We start from the raw sequence: 25,108 nt of genomic DNA on the forward strand, positions 1-25,108 counted from the left end.
CGGCCCGGGTGGGTACAGCGGTCCGAACAGCCACGGTTAGAGCAGACCCGCCTCGGTCATGAGCTGCGTGACCTTCTTGGCGTCCAGCTTGCTCGGGTCGATCTTGGGCGCGTCCAGCGAGGCCAGCGGCGGCAGCGCCGGGTTGGCAGCGACGTCGGAGGCCACCGGGTACTCCATGGAGTCACCGTCGCGCAGCACCTCCTGGCCCTGCTTGGAGGTGATGAAGTTCAGGAACTTCTGGGCGTTGGCCTGCTTCTTGCTCGACTTCAGCACGCCGCCACCGGAAAGGGAGACGAAGGCGCCCGGGTCCTGGTTCTTGAAGTAGAACAGCTGGGTGTTGCCGCTGTTCTCCTTGGTCTTGGCCTGGTCGCGGTACCAGTAGTAGTGGTAGATCACGCCGCCCTCGAACTGGCCGGAGTTGGCGCCCTTCATGACGGTGGTGTTGTTCTGCGAGATGACCGCGTTGTCCTTCATGCCCTTCAGCCACGCCTTGGTGGCTTCCTCGCCCTTCTGGGCGAGCAGGGCGGCGACGATGGCCTGGAAGTCCGCGCCGGAGGCGGCGCCGCTCCAGCGGCCCTTCCACTGCGGCTGCTGCAGATCCAGCAGCGACTTGGGCAGCTGGTCGGCCGGGAGCTTGGCGGTGTTGTAGACGAAAACGGTAGAGCGCGCGGCGATTCCGGTCCACTTGCCAGTGGAGGGGCGGAACTGGTCCGGCACCTGCGCCAGGGTGTCCTTGTCGACATCGGAGAACAGGCCGGCGTTCTCGACCAGCGCCATGGCCGGGGAGTTCTCGGTGAGGAAGACGTCGGCGGGCGAGTTCTTGCCCTCGGCCACGATCTGGTTGCCGAGATCGGTGTCACCGCCGTTGCGGAGGGTCACCTTGATGCCGGTGTCCTTGGTGAACGCGTCCACCCACTCCTTGGTGAGGGATTCGTGTTGCGCGTTGTAGACCAGGATCTCGTTGTCGTTCTTGGACGAGCTGGAGCAGGCAGTGGTCGCGCCGAGCACCGCGATCGCCGCCAGTGCACCGGACACCAGTTTCCATCGAGCCGCCGTCATGACCGTCCTTTCCCTTGCCCAGCCTCGCCTATGAGGTTTGCCTAACCAACGTACCGTCCCATGTCGCGGGTTCAAATGCCACCCCACCGATCGACACGGAATCGCTGTAGTCTGCGTGCGTTCCGGGGTACGGCCCCGGACGGACAGCAACCGAAGATCGGCCCGGAGTCGAAGGATCTCGATGAGCTTGCAGCGGCGTACCCCCTTGACCATCGGACTCGGCGTGGCCGCCGTGGTGCTCGTGGGAGGTGGCATCGCCGCCGCGGTAACGTTGAACGGCAAGGACTCCGGACCCAGCGACGACAAGCGCGTCGAGACCGCGGTGCGCGATTTCTACGACGCGCTCTCCGCCGGGGGCGCGTCGCAGGCCGTCGGCAAGACCTGCGCCGGCGACCGCGCCCAGTACGACGCGCTGCCCGAAGCCCAGAAGAAGGCCATGGACCAGGGCAAGATCTCCATGAAGGTCGATTCGGTGCAGGGCATCACCATCACCGGCGACCACGCCACGGCTGTCACCCTGGGCACCCTCACCCTGCCCGGCACCGCCGACAGCAAGCGTTCCACCGATGAACACCTGCGCAAGGAAGACGGCGTATGGAAGGTCTGTTCCACCGACGCGAAGTAGGACGGTCATGAGCTGCTGCGGCCCGAACCGGCGGCAGCTGCTGGGCCTGCTGGCGGCGGCCGCGGCCCTGCCGCTGGCTGCGCCGAGTCCGGCTCGGGCACAGCCGGGTTCGCTGGTGGCGACCGATCTCGAGGTCGTCACCATTACCGAGCGGTCGGCCGTGTTCACCTGGACGACGCTGGGCCCGGACGCGGACGGCAACCCCCTTCCGGTGGAGACCGAAAGCGAGGTCTGGCTCGCTCCCTCCGACGGGAGCGGGCTGCGGCTGGTCTTCGGCGACCCACAGCCGACCGCCTATCACTACGCCGAGGTCACCGGGCTCGAGCCCGGGCGCGCCTATCGGTTCGAGGCGCGCTCGCAGGGCATCGTGGCCGCGCCCGCGCCGAATGTCGCCACCCGCCTGCCGAATACGCCGGAGGCGCAGGGGGTCTTCACCACGCTGGTGCCGCCGCCGGGCCGGCTGCTGCGAACCCTCGCCCTGTCCAATGACATTCACTTCGGCGAGGAGGTCAGCGGGCTCATCACCGCGGGCCTGCCGCCCGGCGTGCGCCAGGAGCCCGGTCTCGCACCGTATCCCGAGGTCATGCTGACCGCGCTGCTCGACGATATGCACCGGCCCGATCGCGCCGTCGACCATCTGCTGCTCGCCGGTGACCTCACCGCCGAGGCCACCCCGGACCAGGTGCGCGCCGTCCACACCCACCTCGCGAACTGGGGTGCGCCGGGCCGGGACTGGTTCGCCGCCCGCGGCAACCACGACCGCCCGCACCTGGGCTCGGACTACACGGACTGCAGCCAATACCTGGACCACCACGACTGCTGGGGTGATTCCTTCACCGCCCGACAGCAATTGGCGGCCTTCGAGGTCGGCGAGCTGCGCCTGATCGCCCTGGACACCACCGAGCTCGACGCCCCTGGCGGCACCGTGGACCGGTCACAGCTCGACGAGCTGCGCGACCGGCTCACCGGCGACCCGGACCGTCCCACACTCGTTTTCGGCCATCACCCGGTCACCAGCGAGTCCGGCTGGTCCAATCTGGCCGGACGGAGCTTCATTCTCGATGCCGCGAATGCCGCCGAGCTGCAATCGATCTACCGCTCGGCGCCCGGCGTCTTCCTACACCATGCCGGGCACACCCACCGCAACCGCCGCACCCGGCCCGATCTGCCCATTCCGGTCGAATTCCTGGAAGTGGCGGCGGTCAAGGAATATCCGGGCGGTTACACGCTGCTGCGCCTCTACGAGGGCGGCTACATGCTGAATTTCTACAAGACCCGCACCGAGGCCGCGCGGCGCTGGAGTACGCGGTCGCGGGGCGAATACTTCGGTCTGCTGCCCGAATACACGCTGGGCACGACCGCCGACCGCAATTTCGTGGTGTCGCGCGATCTTTCCGGCGTGACCGCGAGCTGAATGCGAGAACGCCTCCCGTGTTCGCACGGGAGGCGTTCTCCGATGGAGCGACCGACGGGACTCGAACCCGTGTGACAGGCTTTGCAGGCCTGCTCCTGACCAACTCGGACACAGCCGCAGGGTGTACCCAATAGTGCGGCGAATCGGGCCTGCGGCCGAGGTTTTGAATCACCGTGATTTCTATGCGCCCCGCGAATCGGCTCGGCGCTGCGACCAACCCGTTCGCGACGTGCGATGATCGGGTCATGTCTCGACCACGTCCACTGCCACTCGACCCGATCGAGGAGGCGCACCGTCAGTGGATCGAGCACGGCTGGGGGGACATGGCCGACGGAATGGCGGCGGTGACTTCGCTGGTGCGGGCGCAGCAAATCGTCATGGCGCGGGTGGACGAAGCCCTGCGGCCATCCGGTTTGACCTTTTCTCGGTACGAGTTACTGATGCTGCTGAGTTTCAGCAAAACCGGCGCGCTGCCGATGGCGGTGGCCAGCGCCCGCCTGCAGGTGCACCCCACCTCCGTCACCAACACCGTGGATCGGCTGGAGGCGGCGCACTTGGTGAAACGTGTGCCGCATCCCAGTGACCGGCGGGCGACGCTGATCGAAATCACCGATGCCGGAAGAGAACTGGTGGCCAGGGCCACCACCGAGCTGAACCGGCGAGTTTTCGCCGAGGCCGGACTGCCGCCGGAACGCTTGCAATTGCTGCTGCAATTGCTGTCCGAGTTCCGGCAGAGCGCAGGCGACTTCGATCCGGGTAGTACGCCGACACGATGGGCGGGTCAGTAACCGGTCAGCGACCCAGCAGCCAATTTCCTGCGTCATAGTCTTGGATTCGGCTCGCAAAAGGTTCACCATTGAGGCCATGGTGCTGGTCCTCGGGGTGTCGGCGGGCGCTGCTGGCGCACGCGCCATGCTCACCCATTCCGACCAGCCCCACCTGCCTCCCATCGACCGCTGCAAGGTCCAGCGCCGGACCGGCGATCGCGGGATGGAGGACCCCGTCTTCGAGGCCATCCAGCAGATGCGCACATCGGCCGCCGAGCGCGATGAATTCATTACTGGCATCGCCGTGACCTGCCGCTCGGCCTCCCAAGCCGAGGCCATCCGCACCGCCGCGGGCCGCAACCGCCTCACGGTCATCGATGAGCCGGTGGCCCAGCTCCGATATCTCCGATTCACCCGGAAGCTACCCAGCGAGGGTTCGGTTCTGCTCTACGACCTGGGCGCGTCGGGACTGACCCTCACCCAGATCGACTGCCGCAACGATGCCGTCCTCGCCACCAAGCGCAGCACCGTCCTGGGCGGCGACGGCCATGACGCCCTGCTGCGCTGGCTGCTCACCCGCGCCGGGGTCACCGTGGATCTGGCCACCACCCGCCGCCAGAAGGAGGCGCTGGCCTCCGAGCGCGTCCTGGCCGTCTGCGACCCGATCACCGGGCAGCGCACCGTGGTCACCCGCAGTGATTTCGCCGAACTGGTGGAAGCGGGCATTCATCACTCGGCGTCCTTCGTCCGCCACATGATCGACGAGACCGGCATCCAGCCCACCGGGATGGCGCTACTGGGCGGCTGTACCCGTAACAAGAGCATCCGGGACGAGCTGAAACAGCAGCTGGGCTACCCGCTCATCTACGATCCCGAACCCGAATTCGTCTCCACCCGCGGCGCGGTCCTGCTGGCCGCCGAGCGGCCGTCGGCCCGCAGCATCCGCAGCGTGCACCTGACCCCGGCCGCCACCTCTCACGAGGCCCCCGCCACCTCCCCCGTATCCCGCCGCAAACTCGTTGCGGCAGTGGCGGTTACCGCCACGCTGGGCGGCACCATCGTCGGCGCGTTGGCCATGAACCGCGACGGCGGCGACCACACCGACGGCAAGCCCCCGACCGTAGAGGTCGTCGGCCCGCCGAAACACGGCTGACCGCAACCATTCACGGCTGACAGCGAATGGGGTTCGGGGACCTGGTCCCCGAACCCCATTCAGCAGTAATGGAATTCACTCACCGGTTGGTGAAGTTCGCCGGGCGCTTCTCGACGAAGGCGGTCATGCCTTCCTTCTGGTCCTCGGTCGCGAAGAGCGAGTGGAAGACGCGGCGTTCGAAGCGCAGGCCCTCGGTGAGGGTGGTTTCGAAGGCGCGGTCGACCGCTTCCTTGGCGATCATGACCGACGGCAGCGACATCGAGGCGATGGTCTCGGCGACCTCCATGGCGGTGGCGACGAGGTCGGCGGCGGGGACGATGCGCGAGACCAGGCCCGCGCGTTCGGCTTCCGCGGCGTCCATATTGCGGCCGGTGAGGATGAGGTCCATGGCCTTGGCCTTGCCGACGGCGCGGGTGAGGCGCTGGGAGCCGCCCATGCCGGGGATGACGCCGAGCTTGATCTCGGGCTGCCCGAACTTGGCGGTGTCGGCGGCGAGCAGGATGTCGCACATCATGGCGAGTTCGCAGCCGCCGCCGAGGGCGTAGCCGGCGACCGCGGCGATGATGGGCTTACGGAACGCGACCAGTCGGTCCCAACCGGCGAAGTGGTCGGTCAGGAACATGTCCATATAGGACTTGGACTGCATCTCCTTGATGTCCGCGCCGGCCGCGAAGGCCCGGTCGGACCCGGTCAGCACGACCGCGCCGACCTCGTTGTCATTCTCCAGCTCGTCGAGGGCGGCCGAAATGTCGGCCAGGACCTGCGAGTTCAGCGCGTTGAGGGCCTTCGGCCGGTTCAGCGTGATGAGGGCGACGCGCCCCTTGCGCTCCAGCAGAATGGTCTCGAAGTCTGTCACGCCGTCTCTCCCTCGGATCGCTTGCGGATATCGGTGACGATAGCCGAGAAGTCCTTACCCGCTTCGTCCTGGTTGAAGCGGCTGTAGATCTCCGCCGCCAGCTGCCCGATCTGCCCGTCGACGCCATTGGCCCGCAGCGCGTTCGCCGCGAGACCCAGATCCTTCGACATGAGCGCGGTCGCGAAGCCGGGCTGGTAGTCATTGTTGGCCGGGCTGGCCGGAACCGGCCCGGGCACCGGGCAGTAGGAGGTCAGCGCCCACGACTGCCCCGAGGCGGTGGACACCACGTCGAAGAACTTGTCGTGGGTGAGCCCCAGCTTCTCGCCCAGCACAATGGCTTCCGAGAGGCCGATCATGGAAATGCCCAGCAGCATGTTGTTGCAGATCTTGGCGGCCTGACCCACGCCCGCGCCGCCGCAGTGCACGACCTTGCCGCCCATGACCTCCAGCAGCGGCAGCGCGTCGGCGAAGTCGGACTCCGCGCCGCCCACCATGAAGGTGAGGGTGCCCGCCGCCGCACCCGCCACACCGCCGGAGACCGGGGCGTCCAGTGCCCGATGTCCCGCGGCCGCAGCGAGCTCCGCGGCCTGCTTGGCATCGGCGACGTCGATGGTGGAACAGTCGACGAACAGGGTGCCCGGCTTGGCGGCCGGGAGGATCTCGGCGTAGAGGTCGAGCACGATGCGGCCGTTGGGCAGCATGGTGATCACGATGTCGGAGGCCGAAACCGCTTCCGCGGCAGTGGCGACCACGGTCGCCCCGTCCTGGCGGGCCTGATCCTGTGCGGCGGGCACCGGGTCGAAGGCGAGGACGTCGTATCCGGCCTCGACCAGGTTGGCGGCCATGGGTCCACCCATGTGGCCCAGCCCCAGGAACCCGACCTTGGTGTTGTTGCTCATTGCTCGTCCTTCAATGCTCTATTCGCCTGAAACAGGTGCGGCCAAACCCAATTCGCGATCGCCGAGCGCGCCGAAGTAGGCGTCCACGTCGGCGTCGGTGACGTCCGCCAGGGTGGCGGGCGACCACTGCGGGTTGCGGTCCTTGTCGATGACCTGGGCGCGGATGCCCTCCACCAGGTCGTGGGTGTTCAGGGAGGCGACGGAGACCCGATACTCCTGGTTCAGCGCCGTCTCGAGGTCGGCAGCCGAGCGCGCGTCGCGCAGCGAACGCAGCGTGACCTTCAGCGCCACCGGCGATTTCGACAGCACGTCGGCGGCGGCCTCGGCGGCCTCGGCCCGGCCGTCGAGCTGCAGCCGGTGCACGATCTCCTCGACGGTGTCCGCGCTGTAGCAGGAGTCGATCCACTCCTGCTGTGCCACGAACTCCGAGACCGGTGCGGGCTGTGCGAACTTGGCGATGGCCACGTCGACCTCGGCGGTGGTCAGCGCGTCCAGCAGCGCCGGAATGTGTTCCGACGGAACGAAATAGTCGGCGAACCCGGCCGCGATGGCGTCGCCGGCGGACATGCGCGCGGTGGTGAGCGCGACATGGGTGCCGATCTCGCCGGGCGCGTGCGCCAGCAGGTAGGTGCCACCGACGTCCGGGATGAAGCCGATGCCGGTCTCGGGCATGCCGACCATGGACCGCTCGGTCACGATGCGGTGCGAGGCGTGCCCGGAAAGGCCGACGCCGCCGCCCATGACGATGCCGTCCATGACCGCGACATACGGCTTCGGATAGCGGCCGATGAGGGCATTGAGGACGTACTCGTCGCGCCAGAACGTGCCGCTCGGGGAATCCGCGGCCACCGCCGGCGAATCGCCCTGGGCCACAGCGTGCTTGGCGTCATTGTGGATGGCGACGATGTCACCACCCGCGCACAGCCCGCGCTCGCCCGCACCGGTGAGCACCACCGCGCGCACCTCGTCGTCGTCCGCCCAGGCCCGCAGCGCGTCCAGGATGGTCAGCGCCATCGGGTGATTGAGCGCATTGATGGCCCGGGGCCGGTTGAGCGTGATCAGGCCGAGGCCGTCGCGCTGCTCGATCAACACCTCGGGTTCGTGCACCGTGCTTTTCGATGCCTCAGCACTCATGCTGTGTCCTTTCTGGCGCGAACGGGGGCCCTCCGTGGTTACGCAGGCTGCCGCCTCCGAGCCCTGACCGTTCACGCCGCCCCTACCACCGAGCGGGCGACGACCACCCGCATGATTTCGTTCGTGCCCTCGAGAATCTGATGCACCCGCAGGTCGCGGACGATCTTCTCGATGCCGTATTCGGCCAGGTAACCGTAGCCACCGTGCAGTTGCAGGGCCTTGTTGGCCACCTCGAACCCGGCGTCGGTGGCGAACCGCTTGGCCATGGCGCACAGCTCCACCTTGTCGGGGGCGTCGGCGTCCAGGGCGGCCGCGGCCCGCCACAGCAGGGTGCGGGCGGCCTCCAGCGAGGTGCGCATATCCGCCAGCTCGAATTGCAGGGCGGTGTTGTCCAGCAGCCGCGAGCCGAAAGCCTTGCGTTGGGCCATATAGGCGACGGTCCGGTCGAGGGCGGCCTGCGCCCCGCCCATCGAGCAGGCGGCGATGTTGAGCCGCCCGCCATTGAGGCCGTTCATGGCGATGCGGAAGCCGTTGCCCTCCGCGCCCAGCAGGTTGGCCGCCGGGATCCGGGCATTGTCGAGAATGACCTGCCGGGTGGGCTGCGCGTTCCAGCCCATCTTCTTCTCGTTGGCCCCGAAGGACAGCCCGGGCGTATCGGCCGGGACGATGAACGCCGAGATCCCGCGCGCCCCTTCGTGTCCGGTGCGCGCCATGATCACGTACACGTCGGTGCTGCCCGCGCCGGAGATGAATTGCTTGACACCGGTGAGCAGGTAATCGTCACCGTCACGGACGGCCTTGGTACTCAGCGCCGCCGCGTCGGAGCCGACGCCCGGCTCGGTCAGTGCGTACGACGCCAGCAGGTCCATGGAGCTCAGCCCCGGCAGCCACCGATTGCGTTGCGCCTCATCGCCGTACGTGTCGATCATCCACGTGGCCATATTGTGGATGGAAATGTAGGCGGCCACGGCCGGGCAGCCGGTGGCCAGCTGCTCGAAGATGCGCACGGCGTCCAGCCGCCGCAGCTCCGAGCCGCCCACGTCCTCGCGCACGTAGATGCCGCCCAGGCCGAGCGAGCCCGCCTTGCGCAGCACGTCCACCGGGAAGTGCTTGCGCTCGTCCCATTCCAGGGCATTGGGCGCGAGCAGCTCGTCGGCGAAGGAGCGGGCGGTCTCGACGATCGCCTTCTCGTCCTCGTCAAGTACGAACATGCGTCAGTCCATGGTCGGGATGACGAAGGCGTTGGCGGCGGAGCTTGCGGAGCTGCCCGAAAGCGCAGCCTCCTTTCGACCCGAAGGCCAGCGCTGCGTCACCGTCTTGGTCTTGGTGTAGAAGCGGATCGAGTCCGGGCCGTGCTGGTTGAGGTCGCCGAAGCCGGAGCGCTTCCAGCCGCCGAAGGTGTGGTACGCGATCGGCACCGGGATCGGCACGTTGATGCCGACCATGCCGACCTGCACGCGGGCGGCGAAGTCGCGGGCGGTATCGCCGTCGCGGGTGAAAATGGCGACGCCATTGCCGTATTCGTGCTCGTTGGGCAGGCGCAGCGCCTCTTCGTAGTCCTTGGCGCGCACCAGGGCCAGCACCGGGCCGAAGATCTCTTCCTTGTAGATCCGCATCTCCGGGGTGACGCGGTCGAACAGTGAAGCGCCCGCGAAGAATCCGTCCTCGCCGCCCTCGACCACCAGTCCGCGTCCGTCGATCACCAGTTCCGCGCCCTCGTCGACGCCGATCTGGACGTAGTTGTTCACCCGGTCCACGCCGTCGCGGCCGACCAGCGGGCCGAAGTCTGCGCCCGGGTCGTCGGAGACGCCGACATTGAGTTTGTTGATGCGCTCGATGAGCTTGGCGCGCAGGCGATCCGCGGTCTCCTCGCCCACCGGCACGGCGACCGAGATGGCCATGCAGCGCTCGCCCGCGGAGCCGTAGCCCGCGCCGATGAGCTGGTCTGCCACATCGTCGAGGTCGGCGTCCGGCATCACGATGGCGTGGTTCTTGGCGCCGCCGAAGCACTGGGCGCGCTTGCCGTTGGCGGAGGCCGTCTCGTAGATGTACTGCGCGATCGGGGTGGAGCCGACGAAGCCGACGGCCTTGATGCGCTCGTCGTGCAGCAGCGTGTCGACGGCTTCCTTGTCGCCGTTGACCACATTGAAGATGCCCGCGGGCAGCCCTGCCTCGAGGAACAGCTCGGCCAGGCGCAGCGGCACCGAGGGGTCGCGCTCGGAGGGCTTGAGCACGAAGGCATTACCGCAGGCCAGCGCCGGTCCCGCCTTCCACAGCGGGATCATGGCCGGGAAGTTGAACGGGGTGATGCCCGCGACCACGCCCAACGGCTGCCGCATGGAGTACACGTCGATGCCGGTGCCGGCACTCTCGGTGTACTCGCCCTTGAGCAGGTGCGGGATGCCGACGGCGAATTCGATGACCTCGAGCCCGCGCTGGATGTCGCCCTTGGCGTCGGCGATGGTCTTGCCGTGCTCGCTGGAGAGCAGTGCGGCAAGCGAGTCCATCTCGCCCTGCACCAGGGTCAGGAACTTCATGAGGATCCGGGCCCGCTTCTGCGGGTTCATGGCGGCCCAGGCCGGCTGCGCGGCGGCGGCATTCGCGATGACCGCCTCGACCTCACTCTTGCTCGCCAGCGGCACCCGCGCCTGAACCTGTCCGGTGCTGGGGTTGAACACATCGCCGAAGTTGCCCGAAGTTCCCGGGACGTGCTTACCGCCGATGAGGTGAGTCAGTTCGCGGACCATGCCAATCTCCAAAATCTCAGCCTGTCTCGATGCTTGCGCGCCGATTGCGCGGTCTGTGGCGATCCTATAGTTGGACATCCAAGTATTGGCTGTGGGATAATTCACAGCACCTAGAGAGCCTCCGAGAGTTGGAGCAACCGCATGCCCGATCTGCATGTCCCGGTTCATCCAGTGCGGTTCGTAACCGCAGCGGCGCTGTTCGACGGCCATGACGCGGCCATCAACATCATGCGAAGAATTCTGCAGGCCCAGGGAGCCGAGGTGATTCATCTGGGGCACAACCGGGCCGTGCGCGAAGTCGTGGACGCGGCCGTCACCGAGGACGTGCAGGGCGTCGCGGTCAGCTCGTATCAGGGCGGGCACATCGAGTACTTCGAGTACCTGGCGCAGGCCTTGAAAGAGGCCGGGGCCGAGCACGTGAAGATCTTCGGCGGGGGCGGCGGGGTGATCATTCCCGAGGAGATCGCGCGGCTGGCCGAGTCCGGGGTGACCATCTTCTCGCCGGAAGACGGGCAGCGGCTCGGGCTGCCCGGGATGATCAATCGCCTGATTTCGGCTTGCGACGTGGACCTTTCGCACACGCCCGCGTCGGTGGAGGCAGTGCTGAGCGGGGATCGGGCGGCGCTGGCGCGGACCCTCACCTGCCTGCAGCAGGGGACGCTACCGGAAGCGGACCGTGCGGCGCTGACGGCCGCGGCCGCCGGGCGGCACGTGCCGGCGCTGGGCATCACCGGCACCGGAGGATCCGGAAAGTCCTCTCTCACAGACGAACTCGTGCGGCGGTTGCGTACGGATCAGCAGGACAAGCTGCGCGTCGCGGTACTGGCGGTGGACCCGACCCGGCGGCGCGGCGGGGGTGCGCTGCTGGGCGACCGGATCCGGATGAACGCTCTCGACGGCGAACGCGTCTACTTCCGGTCGCTGGCCACCCGGGGTGAGCGGGAACTGCCGCACGATATCGACACCATGGTGATCGCCTGCAAGGCGGCGGGATTCGATCTGGTGATCCTGGAGACGCCAGGCATCGGCCAGGGTGATGCGGCCATCGCCGAGCACGTGGACGTGTCGCTGTATGTGATGACGCCGGAGTTCGGCGCGGCCTCCCAGCTCGAGAAGATCGACATGCTCGATTACGCGGATGTGGTGGCCATCAACAAGTTCGAGCGGCGCGGGGCCGAGGACGCGCTGCGCGATGTGTCGCGGCAGCTGGTGCGGAATCGGGAGGAGTTCCACGCGACGCCCGAGGACATGCCGGTCTTCGGCACCAGCGCGGCGACGTTCAACGATGACGGGGTGACGGCGCTCTACCAGCACCTGGGCGGCCTGCTCGCCGAGCGGGGGCTGCCGCTACAGGAAGGCGCGCTGCCGCGCGTGGCCACCCGAACCTCCACCCGCTTCGCCCAGATCATTCCCCCCGCCCGCGTGCGCTATCTGGCCGAAATCGCGGAAGCCGTAAGGGATTACCACGCCGGGACCGCGCGCGAGATGGATGCGGCGCGACGCGTCCAGCGCCTGGAGCAGGTGCTCGCCGAGCTGCCGGGAGGCGGTGCACCCCCGGCCACCGGCGATGCGGTCGCGTCCGATGCGGTCGCGTCGGATACTGCCGGGGCGGTCCTGCGCGAGCTGCTCGCGCAGGCGCGCGCCGACCAGACACCGGAAACCGCCGCGCTGCTGGCGGAATGGCCCGCAGTCGCGGAATCGTATCGGGGCGACGAACAGGTCGTGCGGGTCCGCGATCGGGAGCTGCGGACCGCGCTGCGCCGGGAGACACTGTCCGGCAGCTCGATTCCCCGGGTGGCGCTCCCCCGCTTCACCGATCACGGTGAGCTGCTGCGGTTCCTGCGGTCGGAGAACCTGCCGGGACGCTTCCCGTTCACCGCCGGGGTGTTCCCGTTCAAGCGGGACAACGAGGATCCGGCGCGCATGTTCGCGGGCGAGGGCGATGCCTTCCGCACCAACCGACGGTTCAAGGTGCTCTCCGAACACGCCGAGGCCAAACGGCTTTCGACCGCCTTCGACTCGGTCACGCTGTACGGGCACGACCCGGCCGAGCGGCCGGACATCTACGGCAAGGTCGGCACCTCCGGGGTGTCCATCGCCACCCTCGATGATATGAAGGCGCTCTACGACGGGTTCGACCTCGACGCGCCCACCACGTCGGTGTCCATGACCATCAACGGTCCCGCGCCGACGATTCTGGCCTACTTCCTCAATGCCGCCATCGATCAGGCGGTGGCGGAGTTCGCGGCCGAGCAGGGCCGCGAGCCCACCCCCGACGAGGCGGCCGGCCTGCGCACCCGCACCCTGGCCACGGTGCGCGGCACCGTGCAGGCCGACATCCTCAAGGAGGACCAGGGCCAGAACACCTGCATCTTCTCCACCGAGTTCAGCCTGCGCATGATGGCCGACATCCAGGAGTGGTTCGTGCGCAACGGCGTTCGCAACTTCTACTCGGTGTCCATCTCCGGATATCACATCGCCGAGGCCGGAGCGAACCCGATCAGCCAGCTGGCCTTCACGCTGGCCAATGGCTTCACCTATGTGGAGGCGTATCTCGCGCGGGGCATGGATATCGACGACTTCGCGCCCAACCTGTCGTTCTTCTTCTCCAATGGCATGGACGCCGAGTACTCGGTGATCGGCCGGGTGGCGCGGCGGATCTGGGCGATCGCCATGCGCGACCGGTACGGGGCCAACGAGCGGTCGCAGAAGCTGAAGTACCACGTCCAGACCTCCGGGCGGTCGCTGCACGCACAGGAGATGAGCTTCAACGACATTCGCACCACGCTGCAGGCGCTCATCGCGGTCTACGACAACTGCAACAGCCTGCACACCAATGCCTACGACGAGGCGGTCACCACACCGACCGAGGAATCGGTGCGCCGGGCGCTGGCCATCCAGCTCATCATCAACCAGGAGTGGGGGCTCGCGATGAACGAGAACCCGCTGCAGGGCAGCTTCATCATCGACGAGCTGACCGATCTGGTGGAGGAGGCGGTGCTGCGCGAGTTCGAGCGGATCAGCGAGCGCGGCGGCGTGCTCGGGGCCATGGAGACCGGCTATCAGCGCGGGCGGATCCAGGACGAGTCCATGCTCTACGAGCGGCGCAAGCACGACGGCAGCCTGCCCATCATCGGGGTCAATACCTTCCGCAACGGGCACGAGGAAGCACCTCGGGTGCTGGAACTGGCCCGCGGCACCGAGGCGGAAAAGCAGTCTCAGCTGCAACGGGTCCGCGAATTCACCGATCGGCACCGGGATGCGGCGCCGGCGGCGCTGGCCCGGCTCGCGGCGGCCGCGGCGAGCGACGAGAACGTTTTCGAGGTGCTGATGGATGCCGCGCGGGTGTGCACACTCCAGCAGGTCACGGACACCTTCTTCACGGTGGGCGGTCAATATCGGCGCAATGTCTGAGCACCCGGTCCGGAGGCCATCATCCGCGATGGGCGCGAGCAGGGTTTCGAGCTCGACAGAGCGGATGACCACGGATGATCGTCATCGACGCCGCCGCCTGGATTCGCGCAGGCGAAGGCCGCAGCGGCCATCGGCGTGCGCACCATCGTTCCGACCGCATAACGGGGGACGACAGGCGGACCGGGCCGCGGCGGGTGGTTCCGATGCCTGATTTCCGGGTCTGATTTCCGGAGCGGGGACGCATCGGCGTGGAACAATCCGGGGCAGGCCTACCCAGGCGGAAGGGACCTCATGGACCTTGCGGGAATGACTGTCGTGGACGCCCACATTCACCAGTGGGATCCGCTCACCACGCCACGCGAGTTCAGCGGGCTGGCGAAGCTGTTCCGCTATGTGCCGGTGCCGATCGATCTGGCGAAGCGGCTGGCGCCGCGGCGCGACCGCGAATTCGTCGGGGATCCAACACCTGTCATCCATCCGTACCTGCCGCGCGACTACCAGGAAGACGCCGGGGACGTGCCGGTCGAGGCCATCGTGCACATCGAGGTTGAGTGGGTCGGCAAGGGTCCGCTCGGGTCCGCCGACGAAACCCGGTGGGTGAGCAGCCTGCCCTTCGGCGTGGACACCCCCGCGCTCGGGGCGATCATGGGCGCGGGCGACCCCACCGCCGCCGAGTTCGCCGAACTGCTCGACGCGCACCGGGCCGCCTCGCCGCTGTTCCGGGGCATTCGCGCCCGCGTCGAGTACCACCCGGACCCCGATGTCCGCGCAACCTGCAAGACGCCGGGCCTGCTCACCTCCCCCGCCTTCCTGGACGGCTTCGGCGCGCTCGCCGATCGCGGGCTCGCGTTCGAGGCGTGGGTGTACTCGGGGCAACTGCCCGAGGTGGCCGCGCTGGCCGAGCGCTATCCCGACACCACCATCGTGCTCAACCATCTCGCCACGCCCGCAGGCATTTTCGGGCCGGTAGGGCGGAACACCGGGCGCAATCCCGGGCAGCGGCGCGAGCTGTTCGTGCGCTGGCGCGACGACCTCACCGCTCTCGCCCAGCACGCCAATGTGGCGGCCAAGGTGAGCGGCCTGATGATGCCGATCCTCGGGCATCCGGTGCCGCGGCGCGGTCAGCCGACCCCGGTTCCGGTGCTGCTGGAACGGATTTCGCCGATGCTGGAGCACGCGCTCGACGTGTTCGGGGCCGATCGGCTCATCTGGGGCTCGAATTTCCCGGTGGACAAGCCGATTACGAGCATCCCGAATGCCGCGGAGGCGGTGGCCACCGCGCTGGCCGGGCACGGGGCCGACGACAAGGCCATCGAGCAGATCTTCCGCCGCAATGCCGAACGGGTGTACGGGATCGACGTGCTCTGAGCCCGCTCCCCGGACGAATTTCGGTGTCTGCCTTTGCCGGAGGGTCGCTGTGGCTATCGTGATGCGCCATGGAACGGATCCTGCGGATCGGAATGGGTTTCTGGGAGTCCCGGACCTTGCTCAGCGCTGTCGAACTCGGGGTGTTCACGGTGCTCGGGCATCGGCAACTGACCGCGGAGCAGCTACAGCGCGAACTGGGCCTGCATCCGCGGTCCGCCCGTGATTTCTTCGACGCGCTGGTGGCCATGGAGATGCTGCGGCGCAGCGACGACCGGTACGCCAATACCGCCGACACCGCCACCTACCTGGACAGCACCGGCAGCGAGTACATCGGCGGCTTCCTGGAGATGGCCGCGGCCCGGCTCTATCCGTTCTGGGGCCGGCTCACCGAGGGCCTGCGCACCGGACGGCCGCAGAACGAGGCCCGCGACGGCGGCGACTTCTTCACCGCGCTCTATCGGGATCCGCAGCGGCTCTATGATTTTCAGCGGGCCATGACCGGGCTGTCGCTGCCCAGTGCGCACGCCCTCGCCGAGGTGTTCCCCTGGCATCGCTGGAAGTCGGTGGCCGATATCGGCACCGCCCAGGGTGCGCTGTTGCGCACCGTCCTGGAGACCAATCCGCACCTGTCCGGCATCGGCTACGACCTGCCGGCGGTGGAGCCGATCTTCACCGAATACAGTGCGCCGGTGGCGGATCGGGCCACCTTCCGGTCCGGCGACTTCTTCACCGATGAGCTGCCCGAGGCCGATGTCCTGGTCTTCGGCCACATCCTGCACGACTGGGACCTGCCCACCAAGCTCATGCTGCTGGAGAAGGCCCACCGCGCCCTCCCCGACGGCGGCGCCATCCTCGTCTACGAGTCGCTCATCGACGACGACCGCCGTACCAATCTCTCCGGCCTGCTCATGAGTCTCAACATGCTCATCGAAACCCGCGGCGGCTTCGACTACACCGCCGCCGATCTGCGAACCTGGCTGGCCGACACCGGTTTCCGCGACCCCCAGACCGAACACCTCGCCGGGCCGGAGTCCATGGTCTGGGCGGTCAAGTAGCGCATCGGCCGGGCAGGCCAGGATCACTCAGCCCGGCAGGGCGAGGTACTGCGCGCCGAGGAGATCGGCGGTGTGGCTGACATGGTCGACGATGCGGGTGGCGTCGGCGTCGATGGCGCCGGTGCGCCAGGCGGTCAGGAGTTCGATGAAGCCGCCGATGCCCATGAGAACGCCCATGCGCAGGTCGGATTCGTCGACGCCGGGGCGCAGGTAGGGGCGGGCGGTGGCGATGAGCAGGTCGGTGGCCTCGGTGAGCATGGCGGTGCGGCGCTCCTCGAGGATGCGGCTGCCTGCATGGTCGCCGAAGAGGATGCGCGCCGGGCCCTCCGATTGCAGGGCGACCGCGCGGGCGATGGCGACGCGCAGAATGCCCAGCGCCGGATGCTCCAGGTTCTCGGCGACCACGGCCGAGAGTTCGGCCAGCACCTGGAATCCGACCTCGTCCCAGACCGCGCCCAGCAGTTGGTCGCGGTCGGCGAAGTGCTCGTAGAAGTAGCGGTCATTGAGGGCCGCGCGGGTGCACACTCCGCGCATGGTTACTGCGGCCCAGCCGTTTTCGACCCAGATGTCCAGCGCCGCCGCGATCAGCCGCTCGCGGCGCTCGGCGCGGCGTTCCTCCTGGGTGCGGCCGCCCCAGGTGCCGCCGCGCCGGGTCGGCGCGGGCCCCGGGGACACCGCGGCGGTTGCCGGTGCGGGCACGTCCATAGTTGACAAAATAGCGCACCGGGAGCCTAATTGGTGGCAGGTGCGGCCAGTGGTGGCACACGCCACCAATTGACTGCCCGGACGGCACAGCCCCGGGAGTTCCCATGCGACTCAACCCCTTCGGCGGATCCCGCCGCACTCAGCAGGCGGACGCGGTGGTGACCGGTGCGGGCAGCGGCATCGGCCGCGCCTTCGCGATCGAGATCGGCAAGCGCGGTGGACGGGTCGTCTGCTCCGACATCGACGCCGGGCGTGCCCGCGACACCACCGAAATGATCGGCGACACCGGGGGAAAGGCCTTCGACACCGTCTGCGACGTGAGCAGCCTGGACCAGGTGACCATGCTGGCGAATACCGCCGAGGAATGGTTCGGCAAGAACCCGGATCTGGTGGTCAACAATGCCGGTATCGGGCGCGGCGGCACACTCATCGGCGACACCCCGCCCGCGGAATGGCATCAGGTGCTCGACGTCAATCTGTGGGGCGTCATCCACGGCTGCCACGTCTTCGCGCCCCGGCTGCGCGCCGCCGGGCACGGCTCGATCGTGAATGTGGCCTCCGCGGCCGCCTTCGGGTCCGCGCCGCGCATGGGCGCCTACAACGTGAGCAAAGCCGGGGTGCTGGCGCTGTCGGAGACGCTGGCCGCGGAACTGTCCGGCACCGGCGTCACCGTCACCGTGCTGTGCCCCACCGGAGTTCGGACCAACATCCTGGAAGGCGTGGAGATCGGCGACGAGACCATCCGGCTCTGGGGCGACCGCCTCATCCGCTGGACCGGACGCTCGCCCGCGTCCATCGCCCGCGCCGCCCTCGACGCGGTGGATCACGGTCAGCTGTACGTGGTCCCGCAGCTCGAGGCCAAGGCGATCTGGCAGTCCAAGCGACTGCTGCCCGAGACCTACACCCGCGCCGCCGGATTGCTGGAGCGGCTGGTGCGGTAGCCACAGCGGCAAGGAGTTGAACAATGGCGTTCGCGTATTCCGACATGCTCGGTGTCGTCCAGGATCGGCAGTGGGCGCTGGCCGATCTCGACTGGGACGCACCGGGAGCCGAGCTCATCACCGATGAGCAGCGACCCGCGCTCGCGGCCTTCATGGCCGATCTGGTGTGGATCGAGCACGTCGGTGCCCGCGGGTTCGCGGCACTCACGCTGCGTGCCCCCGACGGACCGCTCAAGGAGATCTACCGGTACTTCCACGCCGAGGAGCAGAAGCACGCCAATGCCGAACTGGCCCTGATGCGGCGCTGGGGCATGCTCGACGGGGACACTATGCCGCTGCCCAACAAGAACATCCGGCTCGTCATCGAATGGCTGGACCGGTACGGGGACGACCTGTCCCTGCCCGTGCTCGGCACCGTGATCCCCTCGCTGGAGTGCGCGCTGGACGGGGCACTGGTGAAGTTCCTGCTCGACGAGGTGCGGGATCCGCTGTGCCACGAGGTGTTCCGCCACATCAACAGTGACGAGTCCCGGCATCTGGCGGTGGGGTTCCAGGTGCTCGAGCAGCTCGGCGCGGGACCGTTGCGGCGAATCGCCATCGAGACAGCGGGTTTCGCGCTGCGACCCACCCTCCTGCTCGGCGCGCTGCTGTACACGCCGCTGCTCTCCCGCATGTCCGCCAACATCATGGCGATGGGTCTGGACGAGGAGAAGCTCTGGAATGCCGTGCGGCGCTATGAGAAAGCCGGTGAGCGCAGCCCGGATATCAAACGCGTGCCGCTCTACCACGTGGTCCGCCTGCACGGCATGGCCACGATCAACCACTGGCAGCCGGTTCAGGGCATCAACGACGCCCTGAACAGGGCCATCGACCACTTCCCCGTGCGCGTCCTGCGCCGCACCCCCTCCTGGTCCAAGGCCCTGACCTACGAGCCGGTGGCGAAATGACCGCACCGATCCGCCGGAGTGACCCGGGCAGAGCCCGCGACGCCTACTCCGGCCCCCGGATTCACTGCACCCACTGGCGTGACCAGCACGAGCTGGACCGCCTCCACGTCGCGGTCATCGGCAGCGGCGCCGCACTGGCCCGGGTGGTTCCGCCGATCGTCACCCAGGCGCGCAGAGTAACCGTGTTCCAGCACGATCCCATCTGGATTCTGCCCACCCCGCCCGTCCCCGGAGCCGGCATTCTGTTGCGCCAGTTGCCCGCCGATGCTCTGGGGCTGCTGCCCAGCGACTCCGCGCCGCCGCTACCCGGAGATCCGGCGCGCCAGGAAGAGCGTGAGGCTGGGCGCCGGGCAGACAGCACCGCACCGACCGGGGGTGCAGAGGAACGCGGGCCGGCACGCGCCGCACGCGGAGACGACCGGCCGCATCGCGGATCCAGGGCGGTTGCCGGTGCAGCTCCGGGGCCCATGCTGGGCGCGCTGGGCGCCTCCGGGCTGGGCGTCCTGCGCTGGTGTGCACAGCAGGCACTACAGCGGGTTGCCGCGGCGAATCTGCGGGCGCAGGTGGGGGATTCGTGGGAGCGGCGGCAGCTGACGCCGGATCGGCCCGCCGCGGTGCGGGTGCACAGTCGCTACTACCGGGCCCTGCGGCAGCGGAACTGCCGGCTCATCAGCTGGCCCATCGCCCGGCTCGTGCCGCTCGGGATTCGCACCGTGGACGGGGTCGAGCATCGGGTGGACTGCATCATCTACGCGGAGGACGCATCGTGACCAATACCGTCGTGCACCACGAGATCGTCATTGTGGGCGCGGGCTTCTCGGGAATCGGGACCGCGATCGCCCTGCGCAAGGCCGGTTTCGACGATTTCGTCATGATCGACGAGGCCGACGGGGTGGGCGGCACCTGGCACTGGAACACCTATCCCGGTATCGCCGTGGACATTCCGTCGTTCAGCTACCAGTACTCGTTCGAGCAGCAGCGGTCCTGGTCGCGGGTGTACGCGCCCGGGCGGGAGCTGAAAGCGTATGCCGAGCACTGCGTCCAGAAGTACGGGCTGCGGCCGCGGATCCGGTTCGGCACCACCATCGCCCGCGCCGACTTCGACGACGTGCTGCACCTGTGGCGGGTGCGCACGACGGACGGCGACGAGCTCACCTGCCGCTTCCTGATCGGCGCGACCGGGGTGCTGACCCGGCCCAAACTGCCCGATATCCCCGGCGCGGAACGGTTCCGGGGCGAGACCATGCACACCGCGCGCTGGGATCACGGGATCGATCTGCGCGGCAAGCGGGTCGGCATCATCGGCACCGGCGCCTCGGCCATCCAGATCATTCCCGAGATCGCCCCCGAGGTGTCGGAACTCGTTGTCTTCCAGCGCACACCGATCTGGTGTCTGCCCCGGCCGGACACGCCCCTGCCGCCGCCGGTGCGCGCCCTGATGCGGCTGCCCGGCGGGCAGTTCCTCACCCGCTGGCTCAGCCAGGCGTTCGTGGAGCTGACCTTCCCGCTCTCGGCGCACTACTACAAGGTGCTGCCCATGGTGAAACTCGGCGAGCGCACCGGGCTGGCACACCTGCGCGACCAGGTGCAGGACCCGGTCGTCCGGGAGCAGCTCACGCCGAGATACGCGCTCGGCTGCAAGCGGCCGTCGTTCTCCAACGACTACCTGAAGACCTTCAACCGCGAGAATGTCACGCTGGAAACCGATCCCATCACCGAGATCAGCGCGACCGGAGTGCGCACCACCGGCCGCCACCACCGGGTCGACGTGCTCATCATGGCCACCGGCTTCAAGGTCATGGAGTCCGGCAATATGCCCACCTTCGACCTGCACGGCAGCGGCGGCCTGCGCCTCGAGGACTGGTGGGACACCCACCGCCTGCAGGCCTACGAGGGGGTCAGTGTGCCCGGCTTCCCCAACTTCTTCACCATCATCGGCCCGTACGGCTACAACGGCGCGTCCTACTTCACCCTCATCGAAATGCAGACCACCCACATCCTGCGCCTGCTCCGCAATGCCCGCCGCCGAACCGCGACCCGCATCGAGGTCACCCCCGAGGCCAACGAGCGCTACTTCCAGGAAATGCTCTCCCGCCGCGGGACCCAGGTCTTCTGGCAGGACAGCTGCACCCTGGCCAACTCCTACTACTTCGACAAGAACGGCGACGTCCCCCTGCGCGCCATGAGCACCCCCGAAGCCGCCTGGCGCGCCGCCCATTTCGACCTGCGCGACTACCACTTCGAATCCCTCGGCGAACACCGCACCACCGGCCGCCCCACCGCCCGGACCGCCACTGCCCAGCCGGATGCCTCAGGTGTCGAGGGCGCGGTAGAGGGCGCGGAGTTCGCGTAGACCGGCGGCGACGGACTGCTCGTCTTCGGCCGTCATGCGCAGGGCCTGGCGGAGCAGGACTGCGTCGAGATCGTCGGGGGCCGGGCAGAATTCGGGCTTCGGGAGGGCGGGGAGCGCCGTGTCGTCGCCGTAGAGGTCGGTGGATTCGGCGGGCGGATCGGCGCGTTGGACGCTGCCGATGAGGGCGTCGAGTTCGAGGCCGCGCAGGGTGAGCAGTTCGCCCGGGCGCTCGTCGAGGCGTTCGGCGATGACGTAGCAGACGGCGGCGGCGTGCTTGCAGGGCCAGCCGGAATCGGGGCAGCTGCACGAGAAGTCGAGCTCCGACACCGTGGTGGGGAGCAGCAGCGGGCCCAGAGCCTGGGGCAGGGTGCCCGCGGCGATCTCGCCCAGCATGCCGGGGGTGGCGCGGACCAGGTCCACCAGCTCGTCGAGGCGGTCGTCGCGCAACTGCCGCAGGGTCAGGACCGAGATGAACGGGCGGGGTTGACTGCCCTGCACTTCCGCGCTCACCAGGCCGGGCTCCAGGCGGTAGTTCACCACCTGACCGGTGCGGGCGTAGGAACGGCCGCGGGCCAGGCGGCCGGCGTCCGCGACGCCCTCGACCGCCTCCAGAAACGAACGGCCCCACCAGGTCCGCGCGAACGCGGTGCCCCGCCGGCTGCGCGGCTGCACCCCGCCGCGCACCGGGCGGCGCTTGCCGTACTCACTGAAGTCGATGACGTTGCTCATTCGCCGACCGCCTCCGATCCCAGGGCGAACAGTTCGCGCAATTCCTCGTCGCCGAGCTCGGTGATCCAGTTCTCGCCGGTGCCCACGGTGAGGTCGGCGAGCTGACTCTTGCCCTTCAGCATGTCGTCGACGCGCTCCTCGATGGTGTCGACGCAGACCAGCTTGCGCACCTGGACATCACGGCGCTGGCCGATGCGGAAGGCGCGGTCGGTGGCCTGGTTCTCCACCGCCGGATTCCACCAGCGGTCCAGGTGCACCACGTGATTGGCGGCGGTCAGGTTGAGGCCGGTGCCACCCGCCTTGAGTGACAGCAGCATGAGCGGCGCGCCGTCCTCCTCCTGGAACCGGGTGACCATATCGTCGCGGCGCTGCTTGCTCACCCCGCCGTGCAGGAACGGCACCTCCGCCCCGAAACGCTCGGACAGGAAGGGCGCCAGCAGGTTTCCGAACTCCGCGAACTGGGTGAACAGCAGGGCCCGCTCCCCGTCGGCGATCGCCGACTCCAGAATGTCCTCCACCAGCGCCAGCTTCCCGGACCGATGATGCCCCCGGCGCAGGAGCGCCGACCCGTCGCTGAGGAAATGCGCGGGATGGTTGCACACCTGCTTGAGCCGGGTCAGTGCCGCGAGCACCGCGCCCTTGCGCTCCATGCCCTCGGCCGCCTTCAACTTGGCCGACATATCGTCCAGCACCGCCTGATACAGCGCCGCCTGCTCCACGGTGAGGTTGGCCCGCACCGTCATCTCGATCTTCTCCGGCAGATCCGAGATCACCGCCGGATCGGTCTTGACCCGCCGCAGCACGAACGGCGAGGTGATGGCGCGCAGGCGGGTCACGGCGTTCTCGTCGTGCTCGCGCTCGATCGGCACCGCGAAGCGGGCGTGGAACTCGGAGGCCTTGCCCAGCAGCTTGGGGTTGGCGAAATCCAGGATCGAGCGCAGCTCCTCGAGCCGGTTCTCCACCGGGGTTCCGGTGAGCGCCAGGCGGTGTCGCGCCGGCACCAGCCGCGCCGCCCGGGCCTGCCGGGTCCCGGCGTTCTTGATGTGCTGCGCCTCGTCCAGTACGACCCGCTGCCAGTCCTGCCGCTTCAGGTCCTCGACATCCCGGGCCAGCAGCGCGTAGGTGGTGACCACCAGATCCGAATCCGCTACCGCCGCATCCAACTCCGCACCCGACCGGCGCCCGGCGCCGTGGTGGACCAGCACCCGCAGATCCGGGGCGAAGCGTTCGGCCTCGCGCTGCCAGTTGCCCACCACCGACATCGGGCACACCAGCAGCGTCGGCCCGATCGACTCCGATTCGCTTGCGGCAGAGGCTGTTTCACGTTCGTGCACCAGCAGGGCGAGCACCTGCACGGTCTTGCCGAGACCCATGTCGTCGGCGAGGATCGCGCCGCATCCGAGCCGGCTCATGGCCGCCAGCCAGGTCAGGCCGCGCTGCTGATACGGCCGCAGCTGGGCCTTCAGCCCGACCGGATCCGGGACGGGCTCGACCGACCGCTCACCGTCGAAAAGCTGTGCTGCCCAGCCGGTCGCGGTGACCTCCTCCAGCGGCACCCCGATCACCGGATGGGCGGACAGCTCGGCGAACAGGCCGCCGATGGTGGTCTCGGTCTCGTCGGTGCGGCCCGAGACGTAGTCGGCCGCCGCGGCCAGCATGCGGTGATCGGCCTGCACCCACTCCCCGCGTAGCCACACCAGATCCGATTTCGCGTCCACCAGCCGCGACATCTCGGCGGGCGTCAGCACGGTGTCGCCCAGCGCCAGTTCCCAGCGGAAGGACACCAAACCCTTGAGCCCGACCGCGGTTTCGGTGGCGGCCGGGCTCTGCACCCGCAGTTTCATGGCGGGCGCGGCCACTCGCCAGGCCCGCGGCAGCATGAGCCGCACCCCGGCCGACCGCAGCGCGTTCGCCCCGTGCGCGACCAGATCCATCACCACCTCGGTGGGCAGGAACAGATCCATGCTGCGGGCATCGCCGGGCAGATCGCGCAGGCGCGGATACGCCTGCTTGGCGGCCGCCAGCTTCTCCCCCGCAATCCGCATGAGCTGCGGATCCCCCGGCAGCAGCACCGGTTGCGGCGCCTCGCCTTCCTCGCGCAGGCAGACCTCGAGCCGCCACAGCTCGCCCGGCTCCTCGCCGTCCGGTTCCAGCAGCCGCAGCACCAGCTCCGGCTCGTCCGCGGTGAGACTGGTCCGCCAGTCGTCCAGCACCGAGGCCACCCGATGCGATCCGGTCTCCAGCGGCGTCTCCGCGACCAGCGCGGTCAGCAGCGGATGCGACCCCGATTCCCGATCCGGCCATTCCGGAATGCGCAGGCGCACGAGGGGATCGGCCAACTCGGCGACGAGGTTCTCCAGTATCTCGGCGGGCCGCGCGGCCACCTGCAGCGCGCCCGGCATGGCCACGGCGAGCTCCGCCAGCCAGGCCCGCTGCCGCTGCCCGCCCACCAGCCGCCACCGCACCCACCACTCCCCGTCGTCCCGCCGAACCTCCGGCACGACCCGCCCCGCCCGCACCCACCGCTGCACCCCGCGCGCCGCATGCCCCAGAAACCGCAGATCCCCCGCCACCGCCCCCGCCGGGAGTTCCTGCGACAGGACCCGGGCAGCCGTCTCCGGGGCCAGCGCGTGCGCCCGCACCTGCGCCTGCTCCGGCCCGTACTCCCCCATCACCAGCACCTGCGCCCGATGCCGCCACTTCGCCCCGCGCACGATCGACCCCAGCGGCTCCGGCAGACCCTCCGCATCCCCGGCCGTGTCATCACCCGGGTCGTGCCACAGCACCAACCCGGACCCCGGCGACCACAGCCCGTGCAACATCCGCCCATCCAATCAGCCACCCCCGACAAGCCCACCGGCCCCTCTTTATTTCTGATCGGATACGGAACATACTGGATAAATCCGCAGGTCACCGCACGCGTCGGTGTCCGCTGTGTCCGT

Annotated in this window: 20 protein-coding genes and 1 tRNA gene; 11 read left to right on the forward strand and 10 right to left on the reverse strand. The window is 68.7% G+C overall.

The features are described 5' to 3' along the window. Positions 1 to 36: 36 nt before the first annotated feature. The gene (locus ACIRRA_RS27675; RefSeq protein WP_402773793.1) at positions 37 to 1,059 is read right to left on the reverse strand and encodes an iron ABC transporter substrate-binding protein; all 1,023 of its coding nucleotides are present in this window, start codon (positions 1,057 to 1,059) and stop codon (positions 37 to 39) included. A gap of 181 nt (positions 1,060 to 1,240) precedes the next feature. Between ACIRRA_RS27675 and ACIRRA_RS27680 the strand changes: the two genes are divergently transcribed. Beyond that, the gene (locus tag ACIRRA_RS27680; protein ID WP_402773795.1) at positions 1,241 to 1,684 is read left to right on the forward strand and encodes a hypothetical protein; all 444 of its coding nucleotides are present in this window, start codon (positions 1,241 to 1,243) and stop codon (positions 1,682 to 1,684) included. A 7-nt stretch (positions 1,685 to 1,691) separates the two neighbouring features. After that, positions 1,692 to 3,098 carry a metallophosphoesterase gene (locus ACIRRA_RS27685; protein WP_402773798.1) on the forward strand — a complete coding sequence of 469 codons (1,407 nt, stop codon included), beginning with the start codon at positions 1,692 to 1,694 and terminating at the stop codon, positions 3,096 to 3,098. 43 nt (positions 3,099 to 3,141) lie between these two features. On the opposite strand, the gene ACIRRA_RS27690 is transcribed toward ACIRRA_RS27685, so the two are convergent. Next, positions 3,142 to 3,216, reverse strand: a tRNA-Cys gene (locus ACIRRA_RS27690). 127 nt (positions 3,217 to 3,343) lie between these two features. On the opposite strand from ACIRRA_RS27690, the gene ACIRRA_RS27695 reads away from it, so the two are divergent. Continuing rightward, positions 3,344 to 3,886, forward strand: coding sequence for a MarR family winged helix-turn-helix transcriptional regulator (locus tag ACIRRA_RS27695; protein WP_402773801.1), 543 nt, complete (start codon positions 3,344 to 3,346; stop codon positions 3,884 to 3,886). A 76-nt stretch (positions 3,887 to 3,962) separates the two neighbouring features. Continuing rightward, positions 3,963 to 5,018, forward strand: coding sequence for a hypothetical protein (locus ACIRRA_RS27700; RefSeq protein ID WP_402773804.1), 1,056 nt, complete (start codon positions 3,963 to 3,965; stop codon positions 5,016 to 5,018). Between the two features lie 79 nt (positions 5,019 to 5,097). Here ACIRRA_RS27700 and ACIRRA_RS27705 read toward each other — a convergent pair whose 3' ends face one another. The 5 genes from ACIRRA_RS27705 to ACIRRA_RS27725 form a co-directional block, all read right to left on the reverse strand. Beyond that, a complete protein-coding gene (locus ACIRRA_RS27705) occupies positions 5,098 to 5,874 on the reverse strand; it encodes an enoyl-CoA hydratase (protein WP_402773807.1) in 777 nt (258 codons plus the stop codon). Beyond that, positions 5,871 to 6,773 carry a 3-hydroxyisobutyrate dehydrogenase gene (mmsB, locus tag ACIRRA_RS27710; protein WP_402773810.1) on the reverse strand — a complete coding sequence of 301 codons (903 nt, stop codon included), beginning with the start codon at positions 6,771 to 6,773 and terminating at the stop codon, positions 5,871 to 5,873. Before mmsB ends, ACIRRA_RS27705 begins: the two co-directional genes overlap by 4 nt. Before the next feature lie 18 nt (positions 6,774 to 6,791). Further along, on the reverse strand, positions 6,792 to 7,907 hold the full coding sequence (locus ACIRRA_RS27715) for an enoyl-CoA hydratase/isomerase family protein (protein WP_402773813.1): 1,116 nt from the start codon (positions 7,905 to 7,907) through the stop codon (positions 6,792 to 6,794). A 71-nt stretch (positions 7,908 to 7,978) separates the two neighbouring features. Beyond that, positions 7,979 to 9,118, reverse strand: coding sequence for an acyl-CoA dehydrogenase family protein (locus ACIRRA_RS27720; protein ID WP_402773816.1), 1,140 nt, complete (start codon positions 9,116 to 9,118; stop codon positions 7,979 to 7,981). A 3-nt stretch (positions 9,119 to 9,121) separates the two neighbouring features. Next, on the reverse strand, positions 9,122 to 10,654 hold the full coding sequence (locus tag ACIRRA_RS27725; RefSeq protein ID WP_402773819.1) for a CoA-acylating methylmalonate-semialdehyde dehydrogenase: 1,533 nt from the start codon (positions 10,652 to 10,654) through the stop codon (positions 9,122 to 9,124). Between the two features lie 141 nt (positions 10,655 to 10,795). Between ACIRRA_RS27725 and icmF the strand changes: the two genes are divergently transcribed. The 3 genes from icmF to ACIRRA_RS27740 all read left to right on the forward strand — a co-directional run bounded on the left by icmF (position 10,796) and on the right by ACIRRA_RS27740 (position 16,491). Further along, on the forward strand, positions 10,796 to 14,068 hold the full coding sequence (gene icmF, locus ACIRRA_RS27730) for a fused isobutyryl-CoA mutase/GTPase IcmF (protein WP_402773822.1): 3,273 nt from the start codon (positions 10,796 to 10,798) through the stop codon (positions 14,066 to 14,068). A 306-nt stretch (positions 14,069 to 14,374) separates the two neighbouring features. Continuing rightward, complete coding sequence (locus ACIRRA_RS27735; RefSeq protein WP_357009880.1) at positions 14,375 to 15,436, forward strand: amidohydrolase family protein; 1,062 nt, start codon at positions 14,375 to 14,377, stop codon at positions 15,434 to 15,436. 68 nt (positions 15,437 to 15,504) lie between these two features. Then, entirely contained in the window at positions 15,505 to 16,491 is a 987-nt protein-coding gene (locus tag ACIRRA_RS27740) for a methyltransferase (protein WP_402773825.1), read from the forward strand. Positions 16,492 to 16,518: 27 nt separating this feature from the next. On the opposite strand, the gene ACIRRA_RS27745 is transcribed toward ACIRRA_RS27740, so the two are convergent. Next, positions 16,519 to 17,196, reverse strand: coding sequence for a TetR/AcrR family transcriptional regulator (locus ACIRRA_RS27745; RefSeq protein WP_402773828.1), 678 nt, complete (start codon positions 17,194 to 17,196; stop codon positions 16,519 to 16,521). Positions 17,197 to 17,300: 104 nt separating this feature from the next. On the opposite strand from ACIRRA_RS27745, the gene ACIRRA_RS27750 reads away from it, so the two are divergent. The 4 genes from ACIRRA_RS27750 to ACIRRA_RS27765 are packed head-to-tail and all read left to right on the forward strand — an operon-like array spanning position 17,301 to position 21,437. After that, positions 17,301 to 18,137: an SDR family NAD(P)-dependent oxidoreductase gene (locus ACIRRA_RS27750; RefSeq protein WP_402773831.1), complete on the forward strand. Its 837-nt coding sequence runs from the start codon at positions 17,301 to 17,303 to the stop codon at positions 18,135 to 18,137. A gap of 23 nt (positions 18,138 to 18,160) precedes the next feature. Further along, a complete protein-coding gene (locus ACIRRA_RS27755; RefSeq protein ID WP_402773834.1) occupies positions 18,161 to 19,084 on the forward strand; it encodes a ferritin-like domain-containing protein in 924 nt (307 codons plus the stop codon). Next, the gene (locus tag ACIRRA_RS27760; protein ID WP_402773837.1) at positions 19,081 to 19,854 is read left to right on the forward strand and encodes a hypothetical protein; all 774 of its coding nucleotides are present in this window, start codon (positions 19,081 to 19,083) and stop codon (positions 19,852 to 19,854) included. Before ACIRRA_RS27755 ends, ACIRRA_RS27760 begins: the two co-directional genes overlap by 4 nt. Next, entirely contained in the window at positions 19,851 to 21,437 is a 1,587-nt protein-coding gene (locus ACIRRA_RS27765) for a flavin-containing monooxygenase (RefSeq protein ID WP_402773840.1), read from the forward strand. Before ACIRRA_RS27760 ends, ACIRRA_RS27765 begins: the two co-directional genes overlap by 4 nt. Here the strand turns inward: ACIRRA_RS27765 and ACIRRA_RS27770 are convergent. Both ACIRRA_RS27770 and ACIRRA_RS27775 read right to left on the reverse strand, forming a co-directional pair. Next, the gene (locus ACIRRA_RS27770; protein ID WP_402773843.1) at positions 21,396 to 22,166 is read right to left on the reverse strand and encodes an SWIM zinc finger family protein; all 771 of its coding nucleotides are present in this window, start codon (positions 22,164 to 22,166) and stop codon (positions 21,396 to 21,398) included. The two genes, ACIRRA_RS27765 and ACIRRA_RS27770, sit on opposite strands and share 42 nt — an antisense overlap. Next, entirely contained in the window at positions 22,163 to 24,988 is a 2,826-nt protein-coding gene (locus ACIRRA_RS27775; RefSeq protein WP_402773846.1) for a DEAD/DEAH box helicase, read from the reverse strand. Before ACIRRA_RS27775 ends, ACIRRA_RS27770 begins: the two co-directional genes overlap by 4 nt. Positions 24,989 to 25,108 lie beyond the last annotated feature (120 nt).

The organism is Nocardia sp. NPDC101769 (genome assembly GCF_044766925.1).
Classification (GTDB): Bacteria; Actinomycetota; Actinomycetes; order Mycobacteriales; family Mycobacteriaceae; genus Nocardia.